Source organism: Pseudomonas sp. NyZ201, from assembly GCF_049860765.1.
In the GTDB taxonomy this organism is placed as follows: domain Bacteria; phylum Pseudomonadota; class Gammaproteobacteria; order Pseudomonadales; family Pseudomonadaceae; genus Aquipseudomonas; species Aquipseudomonas bharatica.
In genome coordinates this window covers 2,295,362-2,307,900 of record NZ_CP187557.1, presented here as the reverse complement: position 1 = coordinate 2,307,900, position 12,539 = coordinate 2,295,362, and the positions used below count along the sequence as shown (strand labels likewise).

The window sequence follows — 12,539 nt, the reverse complement described above, 5'->3', positions numbered from 1 at the left end:
CGTTGCTGAATGAATGAAGCGGCGGGCGTCTTCGCCCACCGCCATTGAAGAGGGATCAGTCCCGCGCCTGCCCCGGCGCGATGACTTCACGTGATCCATTGGTATTCATCGGAGTGACCACACCGGCCATTTCCATCGCCTCGATCATCCGCGCGGCGCGGTTGTAGCCGATCTTCAGCTTGCGCTGTACCGCGGAGATGGAGGCACGGCGGCTTTCCAGGACGAACTGCACGGCTTCATCGTAAAGCGCGTCGGTCTCGGCATCTTCACCACCCTCGCCGCCACCGCCACCCTCGAAGCCACTGCCGGCTTCCTCGACGCCATTGAGGATGTCGTCGTTGTAATCCGGTGCGCCCCGCAGTTTCCATGCCTCGACCACCCGGTGCACCTCGTCGTCGGAGACGAAAGCGCCATGGACACGGATCGGCAGGCTGGTGCCGGGCGGCATGTAGAGCATGTCACCGTGACCGAGCAGTTGCTCGGCACCGCCCTGGTCGATGATGGTCCGCGAGTCGATCTTGCTCGATACCTGGAACGCCATGCGCGTCGGAATGTTGGCCTTGATCAGGCCGGTGATGACGTCCACCGACGGGCGCTGTGTGGCCAGGATCAGGTGGATACCCGCGGCCCGGGCCTTCTGGGCGATACGGGCGATGAGTTCCTCGACCTTCTTGCCGACGATCATCATCATGTCGGCGAATTCGTCCACCACTACCACGATGGTCGGCAGGGTACCCAGGGTCGGCGGCACGTCGTCCATGCTTTCGCGACGGAACATCGGGTCGTAGATCGGCTCGCCGGCTTCCTCGGCGTCCTTGATCTTGCGGTTGAAGCCCGCGAGGTTGCGCACGCCCATGGCCGCCATCAGCTTGTAGCGCCGCTCCATCTCCGCGACGCTCCAGCGCAGGGCGTTGGCGGCGTCCTTCATGTCGGTGACCACCGGGCACAACAAGTGCGGGATGCCTTCGTAGATCGACAGTTCGAGCATCTTCGGGTCGATCATGATCAGCTTGGCGTCCTGCGGGCTGGACTTGAACAGGATCGACAGGATCATGGCGTTCACGCCCACCGACTTGCCGGAACCGGTGGTACCGGCCACCAGCAGGTGCGGCATCTTGGCCAGGTCGGTAATCACCGGCTTGCCGCCGATGTCATGACCGAGGGCCAGGGTAACCGGCGACTTGGCCTCGTCGTACTGCGGCGACGACAGCACTTCGGAAAAGCGCACGATCTGCCGGTCTTCGTTGGGAATCTCGATGCCCACGGTGGTCTTGCCGGGAATCACCTCGACCACGCGCACACTGGTCACCGCCAGGGAGCGTGCCAGGTCCTTGGCCAGGTTGGCGATGCGGCTGACCTTGACGCCGGCGGCCGGCTGGATTTCGTAGCGGGTAATCACCGGGCCCGGGTGGATCGAGTCCACCGAGACCTCGACGCCGAACTCCTTCAGCTTGATTTCCAGCAACTGGCCGACACCCGCCAGGGATTCGGGAGAGTAGTTGACCTTCTTCTGCTCGGCCGGGTCGAGAATCGAGATCGGCGGCAGCGTGCCTTCGACGGCGCTGTCGACGAACAGCGGCACCTGCTTCTCTTTCTGCACGCGCTTGCTCGGTTCGGGGGCCTTGGCCGGCGCGGGCATGATCACCGGCGGGGTCTTTTCCTCGCGCTCGGCGACATGCCTGGCCAACGCCTGGTCACGCTCGATGATGCGCTCGCGGGCCTTGGCCTGCTCGCGGCGGTCCGGCACCACCGGGGCCACCACTTCATTGACCTGCTCGTCGACTTCGCGCAGTTGCGCGACCAGTTGCTTGCGCTCGTTGCGCGCGCTCCACCAGCGGCTGGCGGCGCCCTGGATCAGTTCGAAGAGGTCGAGGGTGATCTTGCCGGTGATGTCCATCACCTTGAACCACGACAGATCGGTGAATACGGTCAGGCCGAAGAGGAACAGCGCGATGAACATCAGGGTACTGCCCTGCACGTTCAGGGCGTTCTTCGCCAAGTCGCCAAGGCTCTCGCCCAGTGCGCCGCCGGCCGAGGCCGGCAGGCTCGGTGCAGAATGGAAATGGATATGGGCCAGGGCCGCGCCGGAAAGGACCAGGAACACCAGGCCGATCAGCCGCCACGAGAACAACCAGCCGCTCCACTGCCACGGCTGGTGGCGTTCGCGAAAGATCTGCCAGGTCTTGATTGCCAGCAGCAAGGGGAAGATATAGGCGAAATAGCCGAGCACCATGAACAGGACGTCGGCGAAGAAGGCACCCGCGCGGCCGGCAGCGTTCTGCACCTGTTCGACATTGCTGGTGTGGCTGAAGCCCGGGTCGGCCTGGTCGTAGCTCAGCAATGCCATCCACAGATAGAGGCACAGGGCGCCCATGGCAATCAGGGCACCTTCCTTGAGCCTGTAGTGCAACTGCTGGCGCCAGAGCGGCTGGGGGCTGGGTGTTGCTGTGTTTTTCTTCAAAACGGGTCTATTCCTGCGCGGATGCGCGTCCAACCGTGATTGACCGAGGGGCCCGGTCAACAAATCACTACTTTTAACATTACTGTCGATCCATCGCCATTGCACTCGGCGGAACGAGCCATGACAGGAGCAAATTCCAATACAACAATTTGAGCACGCATTTTCTTTTGTGACAAAGGCTTATGCGGGGTTTTTGCATGGTTGGGACAACTGCCCCGATATTAAGTTGCGCACAAGGCAGACGGCCATCATCCAAGCGCACCACACGCGCCAGGCAACGGGTTGTCCGCCGGGGCTTTTTCGGGTCATGCTGGGCGCCCTCCCCTGCCCCGACACACGCGACGGAACCCGATGCTGACCTGGCTGAACCGCAACACCCTGGATTTCCCGCCATTGGAAAAGGCCCTGCAGGAACCCAACGGCCTGCTCGCCGCCGGCGGCGACCTGCGCCCCGAGCGCCTGGTCCAGGCCTATCGCCATGGTTGTTTCCCCTGGTACCAGGACGGCCAGCCGATCCTCTGGTGGTCTCCGGATCCGCGCACGGTGATGTTCCCCGACGAGCTGCATGTCTCGCGCTCGCTGCGCAAGTTCATCCGCCAAGGGCATTACCAGGTCAGCTTCGACCAGGACTTTGCCGCCGTGATTGCCGCCTGTGCCGCGCCCAGGGCCTACGCCGACGGCACCTGGATCACCGACAGCATGCAGGCGGCGTACGTGGAACTGCATCGCCGGGGCCTTGCCCACTCCGTGGAGGTGTACCGGGACGGCGAACTGGTCGGCGGGCTTTACGGCCTGGCCATGGGCCGGCTGTTCTTCGGTGAATCGATGTTCAGCCGGGCAGACAACGCTTCCAAGGTCGGTTTCGTCGCGCTGGTCGAGCACCTGCGCCAGGCCGGTTTCGTCCTGATCGACTGCCAGATGCCTACAGAGCATCTACACAGCCTGGGTGCCCGCGCCATCTCCAGGGCAACCTTCGCCGACTATCTGCGTCAATATCTGGACCAGCCCAATGACGCCACCTGGACCTGCACCCAGGCCGTTTGCTAGGCGAGTTTCCACAGCTGGCTTACAATTAGTAAAAATCTGCCGAGGGGTTGATCATGACTGAGCTGGCGCGGTTGAAGTTTTATGCCACTCAACCCCATGCCTGCAGTTACCTGCCTGACGAGCAGGCTACTACGCTGTTTCTCGACCCGAGCCAGCCAATGGACGCCACCGTCTACGCGGACCTGTCGGAAATGGGCTTTCGTCGCAGTGGCGACCACCTGTACCGTCCTCACTGCCAGAACTGCAATGCCTGCGTGCCGGCACGCATTCCGGCTGCGCGCTTCACGCCGAACCGGCAGCAGAAGCGCATCATCAAGCGCAATGCCGACCTGGTGGTGAGCGCTGCCCGCCCCGCCTTCAACGAAGAATACTTCGACCTGTACCGGCGCTATATCGAACAGCGCCACGCCGATGGCGACATGTACCCGCCAAGCCGGGACCAGTTTTCCACCTTCCTGGTCAGGGACCTGCCGTTTTCGCGCTTTTACGAATTCCGTCTGCTGGGGCGACTGGTTGCCGTAGCGGTCACCGACCTGCTGCCAAACGGCCTGTCTGCGGTCTATACATTCTACGAACCGGCCGAAGAGCGGCGCAGCCTCGGCCGCTACGCCATCCTCTGGCAGATCGGCGAAACCCTGCGCCTGGGCCTGGACGCCGTGTACCTTGGTTATTGGATCAAGAACTGCAAAAAAATGAACTACAAGACCCAATACCGCCCTATTGAATTGCTGATCAACCAGCGCTGGGTCACCCTGAACTGAAATCCTTGGCTTGACCTCCCTTTTTCGGGCACAATGCACGCCACTTTTTGTAGCCGGGTGCTTCTGTGGCCGGCCATAACTGAACACCGAGGGCTTTACTGCATGTCGAAAGAAGACAGCTTCGAAATGGAAGGCACTGTCGTCGACACCCTGCCCAACACCATGTTCCGCGTGGAGTTGGAAAACGGGCACGTCGTAACCGCGCACATCTCCGGAAAGATGCGCAAGAACTACATCCGTATCCTGACTGGCGACAAGGTCCGCGTCGAACTGACGCCGTACGACCTGAGCAAAGGGCGCATCACCTACCGCGCCCGCTAAAAGTCGATACGAACGAAAAAGCCCGGCAGATGCCGGGCTTTTTTGTTTTTGCTGTTTTTGTGGTGAGACCGAGGAACCTATCGCTGGCAAGCCAGCTCCGACAGGTACAGGACCCTGTGGGAGCTGGCTTGCCAGCGATGAGGCCCGTCTACCTCCACAAAATCTCCGGTCAGGCCATCTCCGCCGTGGTCTCGAAGTCGAAGACCAGTTCGCCATCGCGGATATCGACATGAACCACACCGCCATGCTCGGCCAGCTCGCCGAACAGGATCTCCTCGGCCAGTGGCCGCTTGATCTTGTCCTGGATAAGCCGGGCCATCGGCCGGGCACCCATCTGGGCGTCGTAGCCACCGGTCGCCAGCCAGCTGCGCGCCGCGTCGGACACTTCCAGAAGAACACGCTTGTCTTCCAGTTGCGCCTGCAGTTCGGTGAGGAACTTGTCCACCACGCTCTTGATGGTTTCGTGAGTAAGGCGACCGAACTGGATGATGGTATCCAGGCGGTTGCGGAACTCCGGCGTGAAGCTCTTCTTGATCACTTCCATGGCATCGGAAGAGTGATCCTGGTGGGTAAAGCCGATCGAGGCCCGCGCCGCGGTTTCCGCACCGGCGTTGGTGGTCATGATCAGGATCACGTTGCGGAAGTCCGCCTTGCGCCCGTTGTTGTCAGTCAGGGTGCCGTGGTCCATCACCTGCAACAGCAGGTTGAAGACTTCCGGATGCGCTTTCTCGATCTCGTCGAGCAGCAACACGCAATGCGGCTGCTTGGTGATCGCCTCGGTGAGCAGGCCACCCTGGTCGAAACCGACGTAGCCCGGCGGCGCACCGATCAGGCGGGAGACGGTATGCCGCTCCATGTACTCGGACATGTCGAAGCGCACCAGTTCGACCCCCAGGGCCTTGGCAAGCTGCCGCGCCACCTCAGTCTTGCCGACCCCGGTCGGCCCGGAGAACAGGAAGGAACCGACCGGCTTGTCCGGCGCCTTCAAGCCGGCCCGGGACAGCTTGATTGCCGTGGCCAGCGAGTCGATGGCTGCATCCTGGCCGAACACCGTCAGCTTCAGGTCGCGCTCGAGGTTGCGCAGCAACTCCTTGTCGGAACTGGTGACATGTTTCGGCGGAATGCGCGCGATCTTGGCGACGATGTCCTCGACCTGCGGCACTTCGATGCGTTTGACCCGCGCCTCCACCGGCTGCAGACGCTGGAAGGCGCCCGCCTCGTCGATGACGTCGATGGCCTTGTCCGGCATATGCCGGTCGTTGATGTAGCGGGCTGCCAGCTCGGCAGCGGCACGCAAGGCCTCATCGCTGTATTCGATGCTGTGGTGCGACTCGAAGCGACCCTTGAGCCCGCGCAGGATACCCACGGTGTCTTCCACCGAGGGCTCGCTGACATCGACTTTCTGGAAGCGCCGCGCCAGGGCCCGGTCCTTCTCGAAGATGCCACGGAACTCCTGGAAGGTGGTCGAGCCGATGCAGCGGATGTCGCCGGAGGACAGCAGCGGCTTGAGCAGGTTGGACGCATCCATCACCCCGCCGGATGCCGCACCGGCACCGATGATGGTGTGGATTTCGTCGATGAACAGGATCGCCTGGGGACGCTTGCGCAGTTCGCCGAGCAGCGCCTTGAAACGCTTCTCGAAATCGCCGCGGTACTTGGTACCCGCCAGCAGTGCGCCCAGGTCCAGCGAATAGACGACGCTCTGGGCCAGCAGGTCCGGCACCTGGCCATCGACGATGCGCTTGGCCAGGCCCTCGGCGATGGCCGTCTTGCCGACACCGGCCTCACCGACCAGCAGCGGGTTGTTCTTGCGGCGACGAGCAAGGATCTGCGCGACGCGCTCGACTTCGGTTTCCCGACCGACCAGCGGATCGATGCGGCCCTGGCGGGCAAGCTCGTTGAGATTGCTGGCATAGGCGTCGAGCGGATTGCTCGAGGAAGAGGTTTCGCCTCCTTCCTCGTCCTGCATCTCCTGCTCGCCATCCTGGTGTTCACCATGACCTGGAACCTTGGAAATGCCGTGGGCGATGTAGTTGACCACATCGATGCGAGCCACGCTTTGCTGCTTGAGCAGAAACACCGCCTGGCTTTCCTGCTCGCTGAAAATGGCCACCAATACATTGGCGCCGGTCACTTCTCGCTTGCCGGAGCTCTGCACATGGAAGACGGCACGCTGCAGTACCCGCTGGAAGCCCAGGGTTGGCTGGGTTTCACGGTCCTCGTCATGAACGGGGATCAATGGCGTGGTGGAGTCGATGAACTCCTGCAGATCGTGTTTGAGCTTGTCGAGATTTGCCCCGCACGCACGCAAAACGGTGGCGGCGGCCTCGTTGTCCAGCAATGCCAGGAGAAGGTGCTCGACCGTCATGAACTCATGACGCTTGGAGCGCGCCTCCTTGAAGGCCAGATTGAGGGTGACTTCGAGCTCGCGGTTTAACATAGCTTCACCTCATACCCAAGTGGTCGGCGATTAACCGTCCTTCTCGATTTCACAGAGTAGCGGATGCTGGCTTTCCCTGGCGTATTGGTTGACCTGCATGGCCTTGGTTTCGGCGATGTCGCGGGTAAACAATCCGCAGACTGCCCGTCCTTCGGTATGGACGGCCAGCATGACCTTGGTCGCCAGCTCGCGGTTCAGGTTAAAGAACACTTCGAGCACTTCGACGACGAAATCCATCGGCGTGTAGTCATCGTTGAACAAAACCACCTTGTACATCGGTGGCGCCTGCAGCGCCGGCTTGGCTTCCTGTACTGCCAACCCGGAGCCATCGTCCTCATGCGATTGCGGGCGATCCTGATTGAATGTTAGTCGAATCTGGCTATGTGCATGCATGGAAAGAATTTCATCATTTCGACAGGTTAAGGTTGTGGGTTGGCCGCTGGAACCGGCGCGGATTACGGCCCGTCGCCTGACCTTGACTATCGGTAAAACGGTGTTACAACCAATAAGAACCCACCGTGGTCAATTAGATCCGCGCAGTCAACCAGGAATTTCGCAGGTTCGTATGCGGATGGAGTGGATGATACTCCAGTGATGGAGTCCTTTGCAGAGGGATATGAGGATGGCAAGCGGTAAAGTCAAGTGGTTCAACAATGCGAAGGGTTACGGCTTCATCAATGAAGACGGCAGCACCGAAGACCTCTTCGCACATTACTCGGCGATCCAGATGGATGGTTACAAGACCCTGAAAGCGGGTCAGTCGGTCATCTTCGAGGTCATCCAGGGCCCCAAGGGCAATCACGCGGTCAACATCCATGCCGCGCCCGTCACTGTGGAGGCCAGGGTCCCGACCAACTTGACCATGAACGCTTGATCCATTGCGGTATTACGAACGAAGGCCCGCCTCATTTATATGAGGCGGGCCTTTTTTCTTACATGTGCTTGATCAGCGCCTCGCCGAAGCCCGACGACGAGACCAGGGTAGCCCCGTCCATCAGCCGCTCGAAGTCATAGGTCACGGTCTTGGCGCGGATCGCACCATTGGTGCCCTTGATGATCAGGTCGGCCGCCTCGGTCCAGCCCAGGTGGCGCAGCATCATTTCCGCGGAAAGAATCACCGAACCCGGGTTGACCTGGTCCTTGCCGGCGTACTTCGGCGCGGTGCCGTGGGTCGCCTCGAACATGGCCACGGTGTCGGACAGGTTGGCGCCCGGGGCGATACCGATCCCGCCCACTTCCGCCGCCAGGGCGTCGGACAGGTAGTCTCCGTTGAGGTTGAGGGTAGCGATGACGTCGTACTCCGCCGGGCGCAGCAGGATCTGCTGGAGCATGGCGTCGGCGATGGCGTCCTTGACGATGACTTCACGACCGGTCTTCGGATTCTTGAATTTCATCCACGGGCCGCCATCGAGCAGTTCGGCGCCGAATTCATTCTTGGCGACCTCGTACCCCCAGTCCTTGAAGGCGCCTTCGGTGAATTTCATGATATTGCCCTTGTGCACGATGGTCAGCGACTTGCGGTCGTTGTCCACCACATACTGCAAGGCCTTGCGCACCAGGCGCTGGGTGCCTTCCTTCGACACCGGCTTCACGCCGATCCCGCAATCCTGGTCGAAACGGATCTTGGTAACGCCCATTTCCTCCTTGAGGAACTTGATGACCTTGTTGGCCTCGGGCGAACCGGCCTTCCATTCGATACCGGCGTAGATGTCCTCGGAGTTCTCGCGGAAGATCACCATATCGACGTCGCCTGGCTTTTTCACCGGGCTGGGCACGCCATCGAACCACACCACCGGGCGCAGGCACACATACAGGTCGAGCTGCTGGCGCAAGGCGACGTTGAGGGAGCGGATGCCGCCACCGACCGGCGTGGTCAGCGGGCCCTTGATGGAAACCACGTAATCCTTCACCGCATCGAGGGTTTCCTGGGGCAGCCAGGTGTCCTGGTCATACACCTGGGTGGCCTTTTCGCCGGCATAGACCTCCATCCAGGAGATCTTGCGCTTGCCGCCGTAAGCCTTCTCGACCGCAGCGTCGACCACCTTGATCATGACCGGGGTGACATCGACGCCGATGCCGTCGCCTTCGATGAATGGGATGATCGGATTGTCTGGAACATTGAGAGAATGGTCTGCGTTGACGGTGATTTTGTCGCCGACTGCCGGAACCTCGATTTTCTGGTATCCCATGCTGCACTCCGCTTTTTCTTGGTTTGAAGTCATGCAATCCATTGAGCCTAACCCAGTTGGCGAAGAACGGAAACCTTGGCGAAAAAACCGTCACAAAGCCGAAAAAAGCTCTACATCTTTCGTCTATAAATGCTCATCCGCCATGTTCGCCTTGCTGATTAGGACCAAGGAATTGGTATACTGCGCGCCGGTGACCCAAGGGTCACTCGGGGCGAGACGTCCGCCACAGGACCCACGGCCCCTGACAAGACTGAACTGTTACAGCAGTGCAGCCGTTTGACACTCGACTGATGCAACCCACCATCACAGCCTGGAATCCTCGACTTTCCGCTTATGGATGTGTCTGAGCGAAGCGCTTACCCTGCGCGCCCTACCGAGATTCCGAGCACGCTCAGCAAAACAGAGAGTTAACCCGAATATGTCCACCCGTTCGAAGATCATCTACACCTTCACCGACGAAGCTCCCGCCCTCGCCACCTTCTCCCTGCTGCCCATCGTCGAAGCCTTCACCGCTACCGCCGAAATCTCGGTAGAAACCCGGGACATCTCTCTCGCCGGCCGCATCCTCTCCGCCTTCCCAGAACAGCTCGGCGCCGACAAGCAAGTGGCCGACCACCTGGCGGAACTGGGCCAACTGGCGACCACGCCCGAAGCCAACATCATCAAGCTGCCGAACATCAGCGCCTCGGTTCCCCAACTGAAAGCCGCGATCAAGGAACTGCAAGGCAAGGGCTTCAACGTCCCCGACTACCCGGACACCGTGACCACCGACGCCGAGAAGGAAGCCCGCGCTCGCTACGACCGCATCAAGGGCAGCGCCGTGAACCCGGTCCTGCGTGAAGGCAACTCCGACCGCCGCGCCCCGCTGTCGGTCAAGAACTACGCGCGCAAGCATCCGCACAAGATGGGCGCCTGGGCCGCCGATTCGAAGTCCCACGTCGCTCACATGAGCAGCGGCGACTTCTACGGCAGCGAAAAAGCCGCCCTGATCGAAGCCGATGACAGCCTGCGCATCGAACTGCTGGGCAAGGACGGCTCCACCACCGTCCTCAAGGAAAAGACTGCCGTCAAGGCTGGCGAAATCATCGACTGCGCCGTGATGAGCACCAAGGCCCTGCGCGCCTTCGTCGCCGCCGAGATCGAAGATGCCAAGGCCCAGGGCGTGCTGCTGTCGGCACACCTGAAAGCCACCATGATGAAGGTTTCCGACCCGATCATGTTCGGCCAGATCGTCGCCGAGTACTACGCCGACGCGCTGAACAAGCACGCTGCCGTCCTCGAAGAGATCGGCTTCAACCTGAACAACGGCATCGGCGACCTGTACGCCCGCATCAAAACCCTGCCGGCCGAGCAGCAGGCGCAGATCGAAGCCGACATCCAGGCCGTCTACGCCGTCCGTCCGGCCCTGGCCATGGTCAACTCCGACAAGGGCATCACCAACCTGCATGTGCCGAGCGACGTGATCGTCGACGCCTCGATGCCGGCGATGATCCGCGATTCGGGCAAGATGTGGAACGCCCAGGGCGAGCTGCAGGACACCAAGGCGCTGATCCCGGATCGTTGCTACGCGACCATCTACCAGGCCGTCATCGAAGACTGCAAGAAACACGGCGCCTTCGATCCGACCACCATGGGCAGCGTGCCCAACGTCGGCCTGATGGCACAGAAAGCCGAAGAGTACGGTTCCCACGACAAGACCTTCCAGGCCAAGGCCGACGGCACCATCCGCGTCCTGGACAGCAAGGGCAACCTGCTGCTGCAACAGGAAGTGGAGGCGGGCGACATCTTCCGCATGTGCCAGACCAAGGACGCGCCGATCCGCGACTGGGTCAAGCTGGCCGTCAACCGCGCCCGCGCCAGCGCCACCCCGGCGATCTTCTGGCTCGACCCGCAACGCGCCCACGACGGCGTGCTGATCGAGAAAGTGCAGAAGTATCTGCAGGACCACGACACCACCGGCCTGGACATCCGCGTCCTGGCACCGGTCGAGGCGATGAAGGTTTCCCTGGAGCGCATTCGCGCCGGCAAGGACACCATCTCGGTCACCGGCAACGTGCTGCGCGACTACCTGACCGACCTGTTCCCGATCATGGAGCTGGGCACCAGCGCCAAGATGCTGTCGATCGTTCCGCTGATGAACAACGGCGGCCTGTTCGAAACCGGCGCTGGCGGTTCGGCACCGAAGCACGTCCAGCAACTGGTCGAGGAAAACTTCCTGCGCTGGGACTCGCTGGGTGAATTCCTCGCCCTGGCCGCTTCCCTGGAGCACCTGGGCAACGCCTACGCCAACCCGAAAGCCAAGGTACTGGCTGCCACCCTCGACCAGGCCACCGGCCAGTTCCTGGACAGTAACAAGTCCCCTGCGCGCAAGGTCGGCGGTATCGACAACCGCGGCAGCCACTTCTACCTGACCCTGTACTGGGCCCAGGCACTGGCTGCCCAGACCGAAGACGCCGCCCTGCAGGCACGCTTCGCCCCGCTGGCCAAGACCCTGACCGAGAACGAAGCGACCATCGTCGCCGAGCTCAACGCAGTCCAGGGCAAGCCAGCCGAAATCGGTGGCTACTACTTCACCGACGTCGAGCTGACCAGCAAGGTGATGCGTCCAAGCCAGACCTTCAACAACGCGATTGCCGCGCTGTAAGAACGCCAGCTTGAAGCAATGAAGGAAAACCCCGGCCACGCACCGGGGTTTTTCTGTATCAGCTACACGCCGAACCCTGTGGGAGCTGGCTTGCCAGCGATGACTATAGTGAATTCACTGCAGTCATCGCTGGCAAGCCAGCTCCCACAGGGTTCGGCGCCATCAAAGGACCGAACATGACCTGGCAACCCCACATCACCGTCGCCACCGTCGTCGAAGACCAGGGCCGCTTCCTCTTCGTCGAGGAGTTCAAGGCCGGCAAGCACGTCTTCAACCAGCCCGCCGGGCACCTGGAGGCCAATGAAACCCTGCTCGAAGCGGCCTTGAGGGAAACCCTCGAAGAAACCGCCTGGGACGTCGAGCTGACCGGCGTGGTCGGCATCTATCTCTACACCGCCCCCAGCAACGGCGTGACCTACCAGCGCATCTGCTTCGCCGCCAGGCCCGTCAAGCACCACGCCGAACGCGCCCTGGACAGCGATATCGTGCGCGCCGTGTGGCTGACCCGCGAAGAACTCCTGGCCGACCCGCAACGCTGGCGCAGCGAACTGGTGCCACAATGCCTCGACGACTACCTAGCCGGGCCGTTGCACAGCCTCTCGCTGATCCGTAACTGAGCGCGCCTTTCGCCTTGCAGGGCGCAGCCTGATAGAATCGTCGTCTTTTTCCAGATACG

At 61.5% G+C, this 12,539-nt stretch carries 10 protein-coding genes; 6 read left to right on the top strand and 4 right to left on the bottom strand.

All coding sequences use genetic code 11. The features are described from left to right. Positions 1-55 precede the first annotated feature (55 nt). Positions 56-2,461 (bottom strand): DNA translocase FtsK, encoded by a 2,406-nt coding sequence (gene ftsK / locus ACPFMA_RS10320; protein WP_064303268.1) that lies wholly within the window; start codon positions 2,459-2,461, stop codon positions 56-58. 351 nt (positions 2,462-2,812) lie between these two features. On the opposite strand from ftsK, the gene aat reads away from it, so the two are divergent. The 3 genes from aat to infA all read left to right on the top strand — a co-directional run bounded on the left by aat (position 2,813) and on the right by infA (position 4,590). Beyond that, the gene (gene aat / locus ACPFMA_RS10315; protein ID WP_064303267.1) at positions 2,813-3,508 is read left to right on the top strand and encodes a leucyl/phenylalanyl-tRNA--protein transferase; all 696 of its coding nucleotides are present in this window, start codon (positions 2,813-2,815) and stop codon (positions 3,506-3,508) included. Between the two features lie 53 nt (positions 3,509-3,561). Further along, entirely contained in the window at positions 3,562-4,269 is a 708-nt protein-coding gene (locus tag ACPFMA_RS10310; RefSeq protein WP_064303266.1) for an arginyltransferase, read from the top strand. A 102-nt stretch (positions 4,270-4,371) separates the two neighbouring features. Next, positions 4,372-4,590, top strand: coding sequence for a translation initiation factor IF-1 (gene infA, locus ACPFMA_RS10305; RefSeq protein WP_002553999.1), 219 nt, complete (start codon positions 4,372-4,374; stop codon positions 4,588-4,590). A gap of 169 nt (positions 4,591-4,759) precedes the next feature. On the opposite strand, the gene clpA is transcribed toward infA, so the two are convergent. After that, the gene (clpA, locus tag ACPFMA_RS10300; protein ID WP_009400966.1) at positions 4,760-7,030 is read right to left on the bottom strand and encodes an ATP-dependent Clp protease ATP-binding subunit ClpA; all 2,271 of its coding nucleotides are present in this window, start codon (positions 7,028-7,030) and stop codon (positions 4,760-4,762) included. 30 nt (positions 7,031-7,060) lie between these two features. Next, a complete protein-coding gene (clpS, locus tag ACPFMA_RS10295; RefSeq protein WP_009400967.1) occupies positions 7,061-7,423 on the bottom strand; it encodes an ATP-dependent Clp protease adapter ClpS in 363 nt (120 codons plus the stop codon). A 229-nt stretch (positions 7,424-7,652) separates the two neighbouring features. Here clpS and cspD point away from each other — a divergent pair, with 229 nt between their 5' ends. Next, complete coding sequence (gene cspD / locus ACPFMA_RS10290; RefSeq protein WP_037060661.1) at positions 7,653-7,904, top strand: cold shock domain-containing protein CspD; 252 nt, start codon at positions 7,653-7,655, stop codon at positions 7,902-7,904. 58 nt (positions 7,905-7,962) lie between these two features. On the opposite strand, the gene icd is transcribed toward cspD, so the two are convergent. Then, positions 7,963-9,219 (bottom strand): NADP-dependent isocitrate dehydrogenase, encoded by a 1,257-nt coding sequence (gene icd, locus ACPFMA_RS10285; protein ID WP_009400972.1) that lies wholly within the window; start codon positions 9,217-9,219, stop codon positions 7,963-7,965. 418 nt (positions 9,220-9,637) lie between these two features. On the opposite strand from icd, the gene ACPFMA_RS10280 reads away from it, so the two are divergent. Continuing rightward, a complete protein-coding gene (locus tag ACPFMA_RS10280; protein WP_420057079.1) occupies positions 9,638-11,863 on the top strand; it encodes an NADP-dependent isocitrate dehydrogenase in 2,226 nt (741 codons plus the stop codon). 176 nt (positions 11,864-12,039) lie between these two features. Continuing rightward, entirely contained in the window at positions 12,040-12,480 is a 441-nt protein-coding gene (locus ACPFMA_RS10275) for an NUDIX hydrolase (protein ID WP_064303264.1), read from the top strand. Positions 12,481-12,539: the final 59 nt, after the last annotated feature.